This window comes from Geodermatophilus sp. SYSU D00691 (assembly GCF_054050275.1).
The window spans coordinates 45,393-62,094 of record NZ_JBJGYZ010000017.1 but is presented as its reverse complement, the minus strand read 5'-3'; the positions used below and the strand labels follow the sequence as shown (position 1 = coordinate 62,094).

Here is a 16,702-nt window from a genome sequence, read left to right as displayed (position 1 = left end):
GAGCCTGCGAGGGGTGGGGGGAAAGGGGTCCTTCAGGTCACCAAGGGGGGCACGTGCGCCGGGCCGGCCTCGACCGGCCGCGGCCGGTCCTGCGGGTGCAGCCGGATCGCCACGAGCGCGACGTCGTCCTGCAGGCCATCGGGCCGCAGCCGGGCGATGAGCTGGTCGCACAGCTCGGCGAGCGGCCGGTCGGCGAGCTCGGCCAGCGCCTCGCGCAGGCGGTCGATGCCCTCGTCGAGCAGCAGGTCGCGGCCCTCCACCAGCCCGTCGGTGTAGAGCAGGACGGTCGACCCACGGGCGAAGGTGACGACGGACTCCGTGCGGGGCGCGGTGTGGTCGACGCCGAGCATGAGCTCGGCCCGGTCGGCCGCGAGCAGCTCGATCCGCCCGTCGGCGTGCCGCAGCAGCGGGGGCGGGTGGCCGGCGTTCGACCAGCGCAGCCGCGTCACACCGGCCGCCTTCTCCTCCGGTGTCTGCTCGACGCGGCCGATCGCGGCGGTGGCCAGCGCGTGCATCTCCAGCCCGTGCACGGCGCGGTCGAGCTCGGTGAGGATCCGGGCCGGCGCGATCCCGTCGCGGTAGGCGATGCCGCGCAGCAGGCCGCGCAGCTGGCCCATGATCGCGGCGGCCTCGGTGTCGTGGCCGACCACGTCGCCGATGACGAGCACCGCCGCACCGTCGGGCTGCAGGAAGGCGTCGTACCAGTCGCCGCCGACCTGGGCCGCCTCCATCGCCGGGTGGTAGCGCACCACGATCTCGGCGTGGTCCGGCTCGGGCGGCGCGGTGAGCATGCTGCGCTGCAGCCCCTCGGCCAGCCGCCGCTGCTGGTCGTAGAGGCGGGCGTTGTCGAGCGCCAGGGCGGCGCGGTCAGCGACCTCCCGGGCCGCGGCGATGTCCTCGCCGTCGGCCGGTGGACGGTCGGCGCCGCGGTAGACGCTGAGCGCGCCGAGGGTCCGGCCGCGCGCGGTCAGCGGGAGCGCCACCGCGGTGGCCGGGGCCAGCTCGTCGAACAGCGGCCGCACCTCGGGTGCCATGCCGGGCAGGATCGCCGCCGGCACGTCGGGCACCACCATGACCCGCCCCTCGGCGAGGGCGGCGAAGATCGGGGCCGCCGGGTCGACCGCGGCCAGCCGCAGCTGCGCGTAGCGCGCCGTCGTCCCCCGGGCGGCGGGGTCGCGGTGCCAGCTGCCGACGTCGCGCATCCGGCCGTCCTCGTCGAGGAGGCTGACGATCGCCCAGTCCCCGAGCACGGGGACCACGGCCTCGGCCAGGTGCTGCAGGGCACCGCTCTCGTCCTGCCCGATCGTCTGCGAGAGCATCGCGCTGACCTCGGCGACCAGCGCCAGCCGGGTGGCGCTGCGCAGCGCCCGCTCCTCGGCCGCGCGGCGCTCGGTGATGTCGTGGAAGTAGACCGACAGACCGTCGGGACCCGGCCAGGCCCGCACCTCGTACCAGGCGGCGAGCGGCGGCGGGTAGTACGCCTGGAAGACCCGCTCCCCGCCGGAGCTCATCGCCCCGCGGTAGTGGGTCTCGAACTCGCTGCCGACGGCGGCCGGGAACAGCTCCCAGATGTCCCCGCCGATCAGCTCCTCGCGCGAGGCCTGCAGCAGCCGCTCGCCCTCGGCGTTGACGTAGGCGAACCGGAAGTCGCGGTCGAGGGAGAAGAACGCCGCGGGCATGGTCTCGAGGACGCGGGCCACGCGCGCGTCGGCGTCCCGCTGCTCGGTGGTGTCGTACGCCGCGCCGAGCAGCCGGACGGCGACCCCGCGGTCGTCGCCGACGGCCCGGCCGCGGGCGTCGATCCAGCGGATCTCCCCGCTGGGCAGGACGACCCGGTACTCGGCCTCGTAGGTGCCGCAGGTGTCGATCGCGTGCCGCAGCGCCTCGGACACCCGGGGCAGGTCGTCGGGGTGCAGCCGGTCGTTGAACGCCTCGATGCTCTCGGTGAAGGTGGCCCGGTCGTAGCCGAACAGCTGCACCAGCCGGTCGTCCCAGATGAGCCGGCCGGTGACGAGGTCCCAGTCGAAGCTGCCGATCTCGGCGGCGTCGATCGCCAGCTCGAAGCGCAGCCGGTGCGCTTCGAACTCGCGGGCCAGCGCCGACAGCTCCAGCTCGGTGGCGATCGAGTCGGCCATCTGCCGCAGCAGCCCGACGTCGCCCTCCTGCCACTGCCGCACGCGGCGGTCGGCGACCACGAGCGCCCCGACCACGTGCCCGTCGAAGCCGGACAGGGGCATGCCGAGGAAGGAGCCGACGCCGCGCTCGGTCACCGCCGACAGGCCGGCGGTGCGCGGGTCCGCGGCGGCGTCGTCGATCACCAGGGCCTCGCCGGTGGCCGCCACCAGGGCGGCGACCGAGTCGTCCAGGGGGGTGGCGCTGCCGACGGTGCCGATGGGCAGGCCGGCGCCGCTCACCACGGACTCGGTGTCGCCGAGCAGCGAGATCCGCACCATGGGCACGCCGAGGAGCCGCGCGACCAGCTCGGCGAGCCGCTGCAGGGGTCGCGAACCGGCTGCCGTCTCTTCCAGCCGGCGCACGGCGGCCAGGCGGCCGTCAGGCGAGCTCACGCCGGTTCCTTCCACGACTCCGTCGACGGCCTGCTTCTGGACCGCCGGGGCGAGGAACGGGCACTCGCCGCTGTCCGACGTTCCTTTGTCTCACGGAGGACCCGTCGCGCACAACGCATGTGTCGGAACCGACAGGAATCGATCGAGCACTCACCGTCCGGCCGCGTAGCCCTGCATCCCCCTCGGGTTGGCCGCCGCCCGGAGGATCCCGGTCGCCGGGTCGCGGCTGACGGCGGACATCCGGCCCAGCGACCAGGCGTCCGAGACGACGACGTCGTGGCCCCGGCGGCGCAGCTCCGCGACGACGCCGTCGCCGATGCGCGACTCGACGACGACCTCCCCGGGCGTGGTGTCCCGCGGGTAGAAGGACGACGGGAAGCTGGTCGTGTGCCAGGCCGGCGCGTCGATGGCGGCCTGCAGGTCGAGTCCGCGCAGGGTGTGCGCCAGCCAGAAGCACAGCTGCCACTGCTCCTGCTGGTCCCCGCCGGGGGTGCCGAACGCCAGGGTGGGGACGCCGTCGCGCAGGGCCAGGGACGGCGTGAGGGTGGTGCGCGGGCGCTTGCCCGGCGCCAGCGAGTTCGGCAGGCCGGGCTCGAGCCAGAACATCTGCGCCCGGGTGCCGAGCGCGAAGCCGAGCTCCGGGATCACCGGCGAGCTCTGCAGCCAGCCCCCGGACGGGGTGGCGGAGACCAGGTTGCCCCAGCGGTCGACCACGTCGACGTGGCAGGTGTCGCCGCGGGTCGTGCCCAGCGGGTCGACGGTCGGCTCGCCGACGCCGGCGGCGTGCGGGCGGGGCCCGGTCGAGCCGGCGGTCACGAAGGCCGGCAGCCGGGGCGGGCGCCCACCCGGGGAACCGGGCCGCAGGTCGCGGCTGGCGGTCCCCCCGATGAGCGCCCGCCTCTCGGCGTTGTAGGCGGGCGAGAGCAGCTCGCCCACCGGCACGTCCTCCACGTCCCCGTACCAGGCTTCGCGGTCGGCCATCGCCAGCTTCATCGCCTCGACGCTCGCATGCACCACCTCGGCGGTGTCCGCGTCTTCGGAGACGGAGGCGTTGCGTCCCGCGGAGCCGGCCGGCAGGGCACCGTCCAGCATCGCCAGCACCTGGAGCAGCGCCGGTCCCTGGGACCACGGCCCGGCCTTCGCGAGCGTCCACCCCCGCCAGTCCAGCGTGACCGGCGGCTCGTACGTCGGCGTCCACGTGGCCAGGTCCTGCGCGGTCAGAAACCCGCTGTGCCGACGACCGGAGTCGTCCGGCACCGGGTACCGGCAGAACCTGTCGATCGCCTCGGCGACGAAGCCCGTGCACCAGGCGGCCAGTGCCGCGTCGATCTGCGCCTCTCGGGTGGGACCGCGCGCTGCGTCGAGCAGTCGGCGGTAGGTCGAGGCCAGGACCGGGTTGCGGAAGAGGCTGCCGGCGGCGGGAACTGCACCGTCGGAGGTGAGCCAGGTGGCGGCCGAAGTAGGCCAGGAGGTGCGGAAGTGCTCGGAGACCGAGGCGACGGTCGCGACCACCCGCGGGTGCAGGGGGTGGCCGGTCTCGGCGTACTCGACGGCGTAGCGGAGGACGGCGTCCAGCGGCAGGGTGCCGTGGTCGCGCAGCAGGGTCAGCCAGGCGCCGACGGCGCCCGGGACCGTCGCGGCGAGGAGGCCGGTTCCGGGGACCAGCTGGAGGTCCAGTTCCCGGAAGGCGTCGATCGTCGCAGCGGCGGGGGCGACCCCCTGACCGGACAGGAGCTCGGGCTGCCCCGTATCCCCCCTGGCGAAGAGGACGGGGACCTCGCCCCCGGGCCCGTTGAGGTGGGGCTCCACGACCTGGAGGGCCAGCCCGGTGGCGACGGCCGCGTCGAACGCGTTGCCGCCCTGCTCGAGGGTGGCCATGCCGGCGGCGGTGGCCAGCCAGTGGGTGGAGGCGACCATGCCGAAGGTGCCGGCGAGCTCCGGTCGGGTGGTGAACACCCGGCCACACTAGGTGCGGCAGCGGGACGGTGCGCCGCGGCGGGGGAAGACGCCGCGGGCGGGATCGTGGGGGTGCTGGGCAGCGCGCGCAGGACGACGGGGCCGTCCGGGCGGGGCCGCTCGGGGGCGAGCGAGATGACCCGCGCCGAGGCGCCCCAGCTGCAGTAGGCGCCGTCCGGGCCGGCGCCCCAGAGGGCGGCGCGGCGCAGCAGGCCGCGCAGGCCGCGGCACGGGCGTGGAGCGGGCGCCGCAGCCGGGCGCCCGGGGTTCCAGGCGAGGTGCTCACCGTTCGGGCCGGCGCCCCAGAGCGCGGCGCGGCGGGCCAGCCCGCGCAGCCCGCCGGGCGCCGGCGGGGCGACGGCGACCGGCGCGGGGGTGGGGGCGACGACGGGCGCCGGCTCGGTCCGGCGCGCGGGAGCCGCGGGGGAGCGCAGCGGCGGCACGGGGCGCAGCGCCACGCCGCGGGACGAGCGGTAGGCCGTCGACCGGCGCGGGCGGTGCGCCGGGCGGTGCGCCGGGCGGGGCAGCATCGCGTCGGCCCGGTCGAGCACGTCCAGCAGGCCGGCGAGCGAGGTGTCGGCGTCGGCAGGGGAGGACGGCAGGAGCCGCGCGGCGGCCGGAGAACGCGTCTCGCTGCTCATGCCGTCCTCCCTTCCGTTCCGGTGACCGCGGCTGGGGAAGGTGCCGCGGACAAGGAGAAAAGTAGGCGGCGGGGCACGCCATTTCGGCTCTTTCACGACACCCCTGGAGTGCGCGTGACCGAACCGTTGCGGCAGCCCGCGGAACCCGGCGGTGACCTGCTCTTTCCGCCGTCCGCTTGTCGACATGAGACGCATTTCCCCGCTCGCGGGCGCCATTTCCGGCACCGGTCGCCTCGCGCGGCCACTGACACGCGCGGCGTGTCGGGGGATGTGGGGCTCGCGGCGGGTGGCGGCCTAGAGGCGCGCGGCGATCGCGGCGGCCAGCCGCTGGGCCGAGCCGGGCGCGACGGGCAGGTTGAGGCTCGGCTCGGTCAGCTCCACCTCGATCACGACGGGTGCGCCCTCGGCATCCGGCACGAGGTCGACCCGCGCGTACAGCGGCTCGCTGCCCGTTCGCTCGCGGACGGCGGCCAGCACCGCGTCGCCGACGGCGCGCTGCGCCGCGGTCGCGGTGCGGGCGGTGATGGTCTCGGCGGCGAACAGGCCGGGGCCGAGCGGCTCCCCCGCCAGCAGCGCCGCCTTGCCGAAGGCGTGGCTGTACGCGCCGGCGAGGTAGACCAGGCCGGTCTCGCCCTCGTCGTCCAGCCTGTGCAGGTAGGGCTGCACCATGACCGGCCGGCCGGTGCCGAGGACCCGCTCGGCGAAGGCGCCGGCCGCGGTCCGGTCGCCGGCCCGGAAGCGGGCCGTGTCGCGGGCCCCCGCCGACACCACCGGCTTGACCACCAGGTCGCCGTCCCACCGCGCGAGCGCGCCGGGCACCTGCGCGGCCGTGGCGGCCCAGGTCGTCGGGACGACGGCGATCCCGGCCTCGGCCAGCTCGGCGAGGTAGCGCTTGTCGGTGTTCCACTCGAGCACCGCTGCCGGGTTGTGCAGCGCCGTGACCGCCTCGACCGACCGCGCCCACGCGAGGAAGTCGGCGCGGCGCGGCGCGTAGTCCCAGGTGGAGCGGACGACGACCAGGTCGGCGCCCGCCCAGTCGGCGGCGGGATCGGCCCAGTCGGCGACGCCCGCGGTGAGGCCGGCGTCGGCGAGCGCGGCCAGCAGCAGCGGCTCGTCGTCGTCCAGACCCCGGGCCTCGGCGCAGCTGGCCAGGAGCACGGAAGGCACCCGGGCAGTCTGCCGGGCGGCACCGACGGGGCCCTCTGGTGGGATGCACCGGTGCCCACGCCACTGGTGATCGACACCGACCCCGGCATCGACGACGCCCTGGCGATCCTGCTCGCCCTGGCCAGTCCGGAGGTGGACCTGAAGCTGGTCACCACGGTGCACGGCAACGTGGAGCTGGAGCGGACGACGGACAACGCGCTGCGGGTGCTGCACCTGGCCGGCCGCAGCGACGTGCCGGTCGCCGCCGGGGCCGCGGCGTCGCTGGTGCACCCGCAGGCCGAGCGGGCCGGGCACGTGCACGGCAGGGCGGGCCTCGGCGGGGTGGTGCTGCCGCCGTCCCCGGCCGCCGTCGACCCGCGCCCGGCCGTGATCGCCCTCGCCGACCTCCTGCTGTCCTCGCCCGAGCCCGTCACCGTGGCGGCCATCGGGCCGCTGACCAACCTCGCCCTCCTGCTCGGCGTCTTCCCCGAGGCCGCCCGGCGGATCGGCCGGCTGGTCGTCATGGGCGGCTCGGCGTCCCACGGCGGCAACGTCACCGCGGCCGCCGAGTTCAACGTGTGGGCCGACCCCGAGGCGGCGCAGGCGGTGTTCGGCGCCGGCCTGCCCACCACGATGGTCGGTCTCGACGTCACCATCCCCACGGTGCTGACCGAGGACGGGATCGCCCGGTTCGCGGCCGCGGGCCCGGTGGGGGAGCAGGCGGCGGCGATCCTCCAGCAGTACCGGGACCACGCGCGCAGCTCCTACGGGACCAGCGGCGTGGTGGTGCACGACGCGCTCGCGCTCACCGAGGCCATCGCCCCGGGGACGCTGGGCAGCGTGCGCCGCTCCGTCGTCGTCGACACCACGCTGGGCGCCGGGCGCGGTCAGACGCTGGTCGACCGGCGCAACGTCTCGGCCGATCCCCGCGCCGTCGCGGTGGCCGAGACGGTCGACAGCGCGACCGCGGTCGAGTTCATGGTCGAGCGGCTGAGCCGCCTCGACCGGTGACGTCCCGGCTTCAGGCCCGGGCCGGCTCGCCCACGTCGTGGAGGTGGCGGAGCACCTGGGCGTAGGAGTCGAGCAGGCCGGTCTCGACGTACCGGACGCCCCGCTCGGCGCAGAACCGCTCGACCAGCGGCTTCGCGCGCCGCAGGTTGGGTCGCGGCATGCTCGGGAAGAGGTGGTGCTCGATCTGGTAGTTCAGCCCACCGAGCAGCCAGTCGGTGAAACGGCTGCCCCGGACGTTGCGCGAGGTCAGCACCTGGCGGCGGAGGTAGTCCTTCTCCTCCTCGGCGGTCAGCGGCGGCATGCCCTTGTGGTTGGGCGCGAACGAGCAGCCCATGTAGAAGCCGAACACCGCCTGGTGGACGGCGAGGAAGAGCAGCGCCTGGCCCCAGGTCAGGACGAGGAACGGCGCGGCGACGAAGGCGGCCACGTGGACGGCGAGCAGCGCGCCCTCCCGCCACCGCGCCCTGACCGTGCCGTCGCGCAGCGCCTCGATGCTGCCGACGTGCAAGTTCAGCCCCTCGAGCAGGAGGATCGGGAAGAAGACGACGGCCTGGTGGCGGGTGAGCCACCCGAAGAGCCCGGTCCGGCCCTCCGCCTGTCCGTGCAGGAAGACGAGCGGGCCGGCGGGCGCGACGTCGGGGTCGAGCTCCCCGTGGTTGGGGTGGGCGTGGTGCCGGTTGTGCTTGTCGATCCACCAGCCGAAGCTCAGCCCGGTCAGCAGGTTGCCCAGGAGCAGGCCGGTCACGTAGCTGCTGGTCCGGGTGCGCGTCACCTGCTTGTGACCGGCGTCGTGGCCCAGCATGGCGACCTGGGTGGACAGCACACCGAGGACGGCCGCGGTGAGCAGCTGCCACCAGCTGGGGCCGATGAGCGCGAACGCGGCCCAGGCGGCGGCGAACAGGCCCAGGGTCAGGGTGAACTTCGCGACGTAGTAGCCGGTGCGCCGTTCCAGCAGGCCGGCCGCCTTGATCCGGGCGGACAGGTCGGCGTAGTCGCTGCGCGCGCGGGTGCGCGCCGGTGCTTCGGCGGTGGTCAAGCGGGTCTCCTCGGCGCGGGAAACGCACGCGCCGGGGCCGGGGCGCTCGGGCCGGTGGCCCGATGGTCGTCCGGTGGTGCTCGGCCGGACGCCTGTCGTGCCCTCCACCATAGGCGCGTTCGCCGGTCCCCGCAGAACCGGCGGACGGACCGGTCCGTGCGCTAGGAGCCGAGGAGCGCCCGTGCGTCGAGCCGGCCCGCCACGACGGCCTCGGCGACCGCGGTGAGCGCGAGTCCGTGCCGCCGGGCGTGGGCGCGCATGCGGACGAACGCCTCGGCCACGCTCAGCCCGGCCCGGGCCGCCAGCACCCCCTTCGCCTGCTCGATGAGCACCCGGCTGTTCAGTGCCGTCTGCAGCTGCTCGGAGAGCACCGTCTGGTCGTGCAGGTTCCGTTCGTGCAGCAGGCCGATCGTGGCGACGTCCGCCATCGCCTGCCCGACCGCCACATCGTCGGCGGACAGGCGGCGAGGCGCGTCCGTGAACAGGTTCAGCGCACCGATCACCTGTCTGCGCAGCCGCATCGGCAGCGCGTGTGCTCCCCCGAACCCGGCCGCCACGGCCGCGGGGCGGAACCGCGGCCAGCGGTCGGAGACGGCCGCGAGGTCGATGTTGGCCTGCGCGACCCCGCTGCTGAAGCAGTCCAGGCAGGGGCCCTCGCGCACGTCCAGCTGGAACAGCTCCAGGAGCCGGGCCCGCTCCTCGGTGGCAGCCACGAGCTGCAGGTCCCCGCGCTGGTCGGCCAGCACCAGCCCGGCGGCGTCGGCGTCCAGCAGCTCGACGCAGCGGTCCACCAGCACCTGCAGGAAGTCGACCGGGTCGAACTCCTCCACCAGCGTGTCGGCGAGCTCGACGAAGACGTGCGCCAGACGCTCGTACCCGGCCATGCTCGGCTCCCCTCGTCCCGGACCTCGACGTCGCGTTGCTTCGATCACTGCCCCCGCTCGCCGGGGCGCTCGACCTCCGAGAAGGTCAGCACACCGGCCAGGACGTCCCGCGCGACCGTGCCGACCGGCCGCTCGGCGGCGTAGGCGCGCGCCCGCAGCAGCGCGAGGGCCTGCTCCAGCGGTACACCGGCCTGCACCGACACCATGCCGGTCGCCTGGTGCACCTCCGCGCGGTCCTCGACCACCGCCACCGGACCGGATGCGGCGTCGTCCCCCGGGTGCAGCAGGACGGCGGTCGCCACGTCGGCGAACGACAGCGCCTCGGCAAGCTCGGCATCGCTGAGCCCCCCGACGTGTGCCCGGTAGAGGTCCAGGCTGCCGAGCCGGATCGTGCCCACAACCAGCGGCAGCGCGAAGACCGCCCGGATGCCGGCGTCGAGAGCCGCGGCGCAGAAGGCCGGCCACCGCGTCGGTCCGTTCCGGCCGAGGTCCGGCTGCAGGACGAGGCGACCGGTTCGCACCGCGTCGACGCACGGCCCCTCGCCCACGGTGAACTGCAGCTCCTCCGCGAGCGACGCCCGCGGCCCGGCCACCGCGACCGTGGCGGGCGGGCCGTCCCGGCTCCGCAGCACGAGACCGACCCCGGTGCCCGGCAGTGCACGGGCGCAGGCGTCGGTCAGCCGAGGGAGCAGGCCGCCGTCGTCCTCGCCGGCCGCGAGGAGCGCGGCCAGGATCTCGCTCCCGCGCGAGGACACGGGGTCACCCGCGCTTCCCGTCCTGGGTGGAGGCGACGATGCCCTGGGCGATGTCACGCAGTTTGCGGTTGTAGCGCTGCGAGGCCTCGCGCAGCACCTCGAACGCCTGCTCGGCGTCGATGTGCCGCTGGGCCATGAGCACGCCCTTGGCCTGCTCGATCACGGCCCGCGAGTCCATGGCCAGCCGCATGTGCCGGGCCTGCTCGCCGAGCTGGGCGTGCGCGTCGGCGTTCACGACGGCGACCGCGATCGCCTCGGCGACCTCGAGGCCGGCCTCGAGCGACTCCGCAGAGGCGAAGGCCCGCGGCGTCGACGAGTAGATGTTGAGCGCGCCGATGCTGGTGCCCTGGTACGGCAGGGGGACCGACAGCGAACTGCCCACGCCCAGCTCGCGGACCCGCGCCACGTAGTCCGGCCAGCGCTGCTCGGTGGTCATGTCGTCGATCCGCAGCACGACGTTGCCGCGGCCGGCGTCGAGGCACGGCCCGTAACCGCGCTCGTACTGCAGCTCGTCGGCGTCGAGCGCCATCTGCCCGCTGTGCGCGGCGGTGAAGCCCTTGTCGTCCCGGATCAGGGTGATCGACGTCGACTCCGCCCCGGGGATGCTCCGCCGGGCGAGGTCGGTGATCTCGCCGAGGATCTCCTCGAGGCGGCGATCGGCCAGGACCACCCGGCTGAGCTCCCGCAGCAGCTGCTCCACGCCGGACAGTCTGCCAACAGCCACCCGGGATTCCGGGCCCCCTCTGCACGACGGCCAGCTTTCGGTCAGGATGGAGGCCGCCCGGGGACGCCGTCCCGACCGTGCGGAGCAGACGCGAGGGGTAGGGATGGTCCAGGAGCCGAGCCGGGACCCCGGTCCCCCTGCGGCCCTCGACACCTGGCCCTGTGCCCCGGTGCCCTCGGTGCCCGGCGACGTCTGGCACTGGCAGCTGGCCTCGATGCCCGTGGTGTCGCGGGTGCGCTCCGACCTGCGGGCGCGGATCGCCCACCCGTCGGTCAGCTCCCACTCCACCGACGACGCGCGCGACGGGCTGCTGCTGGTGTTCGAGGAGCTGGCGTCCAACGCCCTGCGGCACGGCGGTGGTGACGTGCGCGCGCTGGTGGTGGCCGGTCCCGACGGCTGGCTGCTCGACCTCAGCGACGAGGCGCCGCACAAGCCCCCGGTGCCGGCGGTCGACCGCGACCCCGCCCTGGGCGGCATGGGACTGCACCTGGTGGCCCAGCTGTCGGTCGACTTCGGCTGGGAGGGCCGGCCGGGGCGCAAGCACGTGTGGGCGCGGCTGCCCTCCGGGCGCACGGACCTGGAGAGCGCCCGGGACCAGCTGCCCGAGCCGCGGTCCCCCGACATCCGCTGGGGCGACTGACCCCTAGTCCGGGCGCTTGGCGCGGTCCTCGCGCAGCGCCTGGAACACGCGGCGGCGCACGCGGTCGCCCTCCCGCTCGGGCAGGCCGACGAAGCGCAGCGAGAGCAGCCAGCGGGTGCCCCGGGCCTGCAGGCGCACCACCTCCGCCCTGGTGCGCAGCGGCGCGTCCTCCATCTCGAGGACCAGGTCGACCTGGTCGCCGTTCTCGGGCGGCGCGCCGAAGCCCTCGGCGGTCACGCGCAGGCCGGCCTCGCTGAGGTCCACGGACTCGCCCTCGAGCTCGACGCTGCTGAAGCCGACCCCGGCCGGCAGCGTGAGCCGCGCGCGCACCGCCTTGCGGCGCTGGCTGACCCCGGCCGGTCCGGTGGCGCGCAGCCGCCAGCGCACCGCGGCGCCCTGCTCGACGTCGACGACCTCGGCGGGCAGCGCGCGGGTCTCCTCGTCGGCGATCCAGAAGACCTCGACCGCGTCACCGGGGACGACGACGACCTCGTCGACGAACTCGCTGACCGACGGCCGGACGGTCAGGGCACCTCCGCTGACCATCTCGACGCGCGTGCTGACCGAGACGCCCCGGCTGGTGAGCGTCACCTCGGCCTCGGTCTGCTCCTCCGGGTGGTCGACACCCGGCTCGCTGATCATCTGTGGTCACTCCGATCTGGGTCCGCGGTGTCCGAGGACCAGCCGGCGGACCCCGCGGTGACGAACCGTAGCCGTCACGCGGATCGTCAGGTTCCGTCGCCGGCCCGACTCGCCGACAGTGCCGCTCACCCCGACGGGGGAGCCGGTCACCCACGGTGAACGTGCTGTCGCCCGCGCATCCTTCCGCCCCGACCGGCGCGCGGGCAGACTGCGGCACCATGAGGTTCCGGACGACGGTGGAGCAGACCGGGGGGACGACGACCGGCCTGCCGGTCCCCGCCGAGGTGGTGGAGGCGCTGGGCGCCGGGCGCAAGCCGCCCGTGCGCGTGACCGTGGGCGGGCACACCTACCGGAGCACCGTCGCCTCGCGCAACGGCGGCTTCATGCTGTCGCTGAGCTCCGCGAACCGGGCCGCGGCCGGGGTGGCGGGCGGTGACGAGGTCGACGTCGACATCGAGCTGGACGACGCGCCGCGCGAGGTCGTCGTGCCCGACGACCTGGCCGCCGCCCTGGCCGGTGACGACGCCGCCCGCGCGACCTTCGAGAAGCTCGCCTACAGCCACCGGCAGCGCCACGTGCTGGCCATCGAGGATGCGAAGACCCCGGAGACCCGGGCGCGGCGGGTGGAGAAGGCCCTGGCGATGCTGCGTGAGGGCGGCCGCTAGAACTCAGGCCGAGTCGGCGACCGCGGCGCCCTCGTGCTCGTGCCGGGCGCAGTGGGCGCAGCAGTAGAAGTGGCCCTCGACCACGACGCCGTGGCCGATCACCTTGCAGCCGCAGTGCTCGCACACCGGGGCCATCTTGTGGATCGCGCACTCGAAGCTGTCGAAGGTGTGCCGGGCGCCGGCGGCGACCACCTCGAAGCTCATGTCGTAGTCGTTGCCGCAGACCTCGCAGACCGCCATCGCCCCTCCCCGGACCGGTGTCGGACGCGCTCCTTCCCCGGACGGCGCCGGCGGACACGCACGACGCACCGACCGTGTGCGCGAACTGTCAGCCCGCCGGGCCGGAACTGACAGTTCGCGCACACGGTCGCCGCCGGGGACGGCCCTCACCCCGCGGGGGCCAGGCGGGGTCGAGGCCCTCGGGTCAGCGGACCGGGGCGCCGATGGGACGGTGTGCCTGATCGCGGTGACCTGGCTGCCTCTGGCCGGCGCGGCCCTGCTGCCCGGGCTCGGCGGTGGGCGTGGAGGCGCTGACGACCGGCGTCTACCATGTCGCCACCGCCTGGATCATCGCGATCGTCGCCCACGCAGCGGGTGACCGTCAGCGAGCTCGGTGCGCGCGTGCGCCCGAAGCGCGAGCAGGACCGGACCCAGCGCCCTGCTGGCGCGGCTGGATCGGCTCAGCCACGAGGACCCGCTCACCGGGCTGGCCAACCGCCGCCGCTGGGACGCCGAGCTCAGCCCGGTCTGCGCGGAGGCCCGCGCTGAGGCCACCGACGTCGCCGTCGTCCTCCTCGACCTCAACCACTTCAAGCAGGTCAACGACCGCTACGGCCACGCCGGCGGCGACCAGTTCGGCATCCTGCTCCCCCGGGGCGGCCTGGAGCGGACCGTCGACCTGGCCCGTGCCCCGCGCGAGCGGGCCCGGGAGCTGTAGCGGGCCGGCTTGGAGCCCGGCGCGCGATCAGCCTGTCGCTCGGCGTGGCTGTCGGCACCGGCGCCCGGGCCTACCCGCTCGAGCGCGTATCCCGAGCCGACGCCCAGCTCCACCGCGCCAAGATCACCCACCGACGCGGTGGGCGCCCCCACCGCGTAGCGGCTCAGCCGCTGCGGCGGGCGGTGAAGCCGCTGACGAACTCGCGCAGGCTGCGGGTCGGCCGCAGCCACGCGCCGTCCGGCGGCAGCGCGTCCAGCCGGACCCGGTCCAGCGGCGCGGCGAAGGCTCCCGGCACGTCCTCGATGTCGATGAACTCGAGCAGGTCGGAGCTGATCGCGTAGCCGGCAACCTCGCTGAAGGCGACCACGACGACCTGCGTCCCCTGCCGGACCAGCTCCTCCAGCGGCTCGGCGAAGTTCCGGCCGTCACCCGAGAACACCACCAGCCGGCGCAGCCGGTGGCTGTGCGACCGGACGTCGATGTGGTCGAGCATGTCCTGGTCGATGTCGTCGTCCGGCTGCGTCTTGGGCCGGGCGAAGACGGCGAACCCGAAGCTGCGCAGCGCCTCCACCCACCGCTGCAGGCTGCCGACGACCGGCGGGATGTTGGCGAACACGCACGCCTCGACCTCGGGGGCGTCCGGCGCTCCCGGGTCCCCGGCCCCCTCGACGAACCAGGCGGCGATGGCGTCAAAGCGCGGCCGCGTCTCGGCGGTGGGCCGCGCGCCGATCACCGTCGACAGGGTCATGTCGATGTTCGGCGCGTCCCAGATGAGCAGGTCCAGCGGCGGTCGCGACCGGTCACCGGTCGACGCGGCGGCGGGGTCGTCCAGGACCGGGGTCTCGAGCACCCCCGCAGTCTGCCCGTCGCCGCCGCCGAGGACGCCGGGGAGGTCGGCCGCCGGCCGGGGTGGCCCCGCCGGGGCGCTGGCCCGGCGCACCCGCCGGCGGGCCGGCCGGTCGGTCAACGCCGCTGGCCCTCCACGGCGAGCGCGCAGCGGTCGCCACCGGCCGCGTTGACCGCGTGCACCCAGGCGGCGACCCGCTCGGCCGGCATCGGCTGCCCGAGCAGCCAGCCCTGGGCGAGGTCGCAGCCGGCGTCGCGGACCAGCCGCAGGTGCTCGGGGGTCTCCACGCCCTCGGCCACCGACCGGATGCCGAGCGTGCGGGTCAGCGCCACGATCGCGGCCAGCACGTCGCCGCTGCCGGACGCCGACACCTGCTGCGCGGCGCTGAGCAGCGAGCGGTCGATCTTCAGGGTGCCGATGGGCAGCGCCAGCAGCTGGGCGAGCGAGGACCAGCCGGTGCCGAAGTCGTCGATCGCGACGCGGACGCCGAACGACCGCAGGACCGACAGCTGCTCCTCGGCGCGGGCCGGGTCCTCGGCCAGGCTGGTCTCGGTCAGCTCCACGGTGAGGTGCTCCGGCGGCAGGCCGGACTCCCGCAGCGCCGATCGCACGTCGCGCACCAGGGTCTCGGTGGCGAAGTGCCGCGCGCTGATGTTGACCGCGATTCGCAGCGGCAGCCCCTCGGCCGCCCACTGCGCCGCGTTGCGGCTGGTCTCGTGCAGCAGCCAGCGGGTCATCGGGATCAGCTGGCCGGTCTCCTCGGCCACCGACAGGAAGGAGTCCGGCGGCAGCAGGCCGCGCTCGGGGTGCTGCCAGCGGACCAGGGCCTCGACGCCCTCGATCGCGCCCGTGTCCAGCCGGACGATCGGCTGGTAGTGGACGACGAGCTGGTCGAGCGCGCCGTCGCGCAGCCGGGTGGCGACCTCCAGGCGCCAGCGCGCGGCGTCGCGCAGGCCCGCCGAGAAGAGGTGGACGCGGTCGCGCCCGGAGGCCTTGGCCGCGTACATGGCCGAGTCGGCGTCGCTGAGCAGGCCGTGGGCGTCCTGGGACCCGGGCTCGGCCACCGCCACGCCGATGCTCGCCGACAGCGGCACGGCCAGCCCCTCGGCCGGGAACGGCGCGGTGAACGAGCCCTGCAGCCGGAACGCCAGCGCGGCCGCCTCGTTGCTGTCGACGTCCCGGGCCAGCACCAGGAACTGGTCGCCGGCCAGCCGGCCGACCGCGTCGCCGGGGCGCACCTGCTCGACCAGCCGGTAGGCCACCTGCCGCAGCAGCGCGTCGCCGACCTGGTGCCCCAGCGAGTCGTTGACCGTCTTGAACCCGTCGAGGTCGAGGTGCAGCAGCGCCGTCGAGCGGCGGCTGGGATCGTGCAGCGCGTCGGCGATCAGCTCCAGCAACCGGGAGCGGTTGGGCAGGCCGGTCAGCTCGTCGTGCCGGGCCTGCCACGCCAGCGCCTGCTCGCCGACCACCCGCTCGGTGACGTCGACGTGGCTGACCACGACCTGGCGGGACCCGACCACCCGGGACGCCTGCAGGTGGAACCAGGCGACCGACGGGCCCAGGCGTGTGGAGTACTCGTGGTCGAAGGGCCGGGTGTCCGCCGATCCCTCCACGAGCTCCTTGAGCCCGGCCGCGATCGCCGCGTGGTCGGCCGGGTCCAGCCCGTTGGCCATGCAGGTCAGGTAGTCGTCGCCGACGACGCCGGGCTCGTAGCCGTTCTGCCGGAGGAGGTCGCCGTTGAGCGCCCACGCCCGGTTGGCGGTCTGGATGCGGCCGTCCTCGCCGACCAGCACGGTCGCCGCGGGCAGCGACTCCAGGATCGCCGTCAGCTGGCTCGTGCGCGCCCGGCGCACCAGGTCAGCGCGGCGCCGCTCGTCGATGTCGCGGACGAAGATGGTGACGCCGAAGGAGTCGGGGGTCGCCCGGATCTCGTACCAGCGCTGGGACGGCTCGTGCACGTATTCGAAGGCGCGCGGCTGGCCGTCCTCGACGACGCTGACGAGCTGGTCGGCCAGCAGCCTCCCGGTGATCTCCGGACGGCAGTGCTTGAGCGTGTGGCCGAGGAGTTCGTCGGCGGAGGTGCGCAGCAGCCGCTCGCCGGCCGGGTTCACGTAGGTGAACCGCCAGCGGGGGTCCAGCTGGAAGACGGCGTCGGCGATCCCGTGGAGCGGGTCGTGACGGACCGGCGTCCGGTCGACGTCGTGAGACTCCACGCTGCCCGCTTCCTGCTCCCCCGGTGTGCCGGATCCGG

At 75.2% G+C, this 16,702-nt stretch carries 15 protein-coding genes; 4 read left to right on the top strand and 11 right to left on the bottom strand.

Going from position 1 to position 16,702, the window contains the following annotated elements; genetic code table 11:
- Positions 1–32: 32 nt before the first annotated feature.
- From ACI797_RS14065 to ACI797_RS14055, 3 genes are all read right to left on the bottom strand, one after another.
- Positions 33–2,567, bottom strand: a complete 2,535-nt coding sequence (locus ACI797_RS14065) for a SpoIIE family protein phosphatase (RefSeq protein ID WP_456859291.1) — start codon at positions 2,565–2,567, stop codon at positions 33–35.
- 150 nt (positions 2,568–2,717) lie between these two features.
- A complete protein-coding gene (locus tag ACI797_RS14060) occupies positions 2,718–4,523 on the bottom strand; it encodes a gamma-glutamyltransferase family protein (protein ID WP_456859290.1) in 1,806 nt (601 codons plus the stop codon).
- A 935-nt stretch (positions 4,524–5,458) separates the two neighbouring features.
- Entirely contained in the window at positions 5,459–6,331 is an 873-nt protein-coding gene (locus ACI797_RS14055) for an ATP-grasp domain-containing protein (RefSeq protein ID WP_456859288.1), read from the bottom strand.
- A 51-nt stretch (positions 6,332–6,382) separates the two neighbouring features.
- Here ACI797_RS14055 and ACI797_RS14050 point away from each other — a divergent pair, with 51 nt between their 5' ends.
- Positions 6,383–7,321, top strand: coding sequence for a nucleoside hydrolase (locus ACI797_RS14050; RefSeq protein WP_456859287.1), 939 nt, complete (start codon positions 6,383–6,385; stop codon positions 7,319–7,321).
- 10 nt (positions 7,322–7,331) lie between these two features.
- Here ACI797_RS14050 and ACI797_RS14045 read toward each other — a convergent pair whose 3' ends face one another.
- The 4 genes from ACI797_RS14045 to ACI797_RS14030 all read right to left on the bottom strand — a co-directional run bounded on the left by ACI797_RS14045 (position 7,332) and on the right by ACI797_RS14030 (position 10,696).
- Entirely contained in the window at positions 7,332–8,357 is a 1,026-nt protein-coding gene (locus ACI797_RS14045; RefSeq protein WP_456859286.1) for a fatty acid desaturase family protein, read from the bottom strand.
- A gap of 161 nt (positions 8,358–8,518) precedes the next feature.
- Complete coding sequence (locus ACI797_RS14040; RefSeq protein WP_456859285.1) at positions 8,519–9,241, bottom strand: GAF and ANTAR domain-containing protein; 723 nt, start codon at positions 9,239–9,241, stop codon at positions 8,519–8,521.
- 44 nt (positions 9,242–9,285) lie between these two features.
- A complete protein-coding gene (locus ACI797_RS14035; protein ID WP_456859284.1) occupies positions 9,286–9,996 on the bottom strand; it encodes a GAF domain-containing protein in 711 nt (236 codons plus the stop codon).
- A gap of 4 nt (positions 9,997–10,000) precedes the next feature.
- Positions 10,001–10,696, bottom strand: a complete 696-nt coding sequence (locus tag ACI797_RS14030; RefSeq protein ID WP_456859283.1) for an ANTAR domain-containing protein — start codon at positions 10,694–10,696, stop codon at positions 10,001–10,003.
- Positions 10,697–10,898: 202 nt separating this feature from the next.
- Here ACI797_RS14030 and ACI797_RS14025 point away from each other — a divergent pair, with 202 nt between their 5' ends.
- Positions 10,899–11,360, top strand: a complete 462-nt coding sequence (locus ACI797_RS14025; RefSeq protein WP_456859282.1) for an ATP-binding protein — start codon at positions 10,899–10,901, stop codon at positions 11,358–11,360.
- A gap of 3 nt (positions 11,361–11,363) precedes the next feature.
- Here ACI797_RS14025 and ACI797_RS14020 read toward each other — a convergent pair whose 3' ends face one another.
- Entirely contained in the window at positions 11,364–12,002 is a 639-nt protein-coding gene (locus ACI797_RS14020) for a PilZ domain-containing protein (RefSeq protein ID WP_456859281.1), read from the bottom strand.
- A gap of 218 nt (positions 12,003–12,220) precedes the next feature.
- On the opposite strand from ACI797_RS14020, the gene ACI797_RS14015 reads away from it, so the two are divergent.
- Positions 12,221–12,667: a YdeI/OmpD-associated family protein gene (locus ACI797_RS14015; RefSeq protein WP_456859280.1), complete on the top strand. Its 447-nt coding sequence runs from the start codon at positions 12,221–12,223 to the stop codon at positions 12,665–12,667.
- Between the two features lie 3 nt (positions 12,668–12,670).
- On the opposite strand, the gene ACI797_RS14010 is transcribed toward ACI797_RS14015, so the two are convergent.
- Positions 12,671–12,907, bottom strand: a complete 237-nt coding sequence (locus ACI797_RS14010; protein WP_456542469.1) for a hypothetical protein — start codon at positions 12,905–12,907, stop codon at positions 12,671–12,673.
- 373 nt (positions 12,908–13,280) lie between these two features.
- Here ACI797_RS14010 and ACI797_RS14005 point away from each other — a divergent pair, with 373 nt between their 5' ends.
- Entirely contained in the window at positions 13,281–13,604 is a 324-nt protein-coding gene (locus tag ACI797_RS14005) for a GGDEF domain-containing protein (protein WP_456859279.1), read from the top strand.
- 163 nt (positions 13,605–13,767) lie between these two features.
- Here the strand turns inward: ACI797_RS14005 and ACI797_RS14000 are convergent, their stop codons facing one another.
- Complete coding sequence (locus ACI797_RS14000; protein WP_456859278.1) at positions 13,768–14,571, bottom strand: NYN domain-containing protein; 804 nt, start codon at positions 14,569–14,571, stop codon at positions 13,768–13,770.
- Positions 14,568–16,664 (bottom strand): putative bifunctional diguanylate cyclase/phosphodiesterase, encoded by a 2,097-nt coding sequence (locus ACI797_RS13995; RefSeq protein ID WP_456859276.1) that lies wholly within the window; start codon positions 16,662–16,664, stop codon positions 14,568–14,570. The genes ACI797_RS14000 and ACI797_RS13995 overlap by 4 nt, the downstream gene beginning before the upstream one ends.
- Positions 16,665–16,702 lie beyond the last annotated feature (38 nt).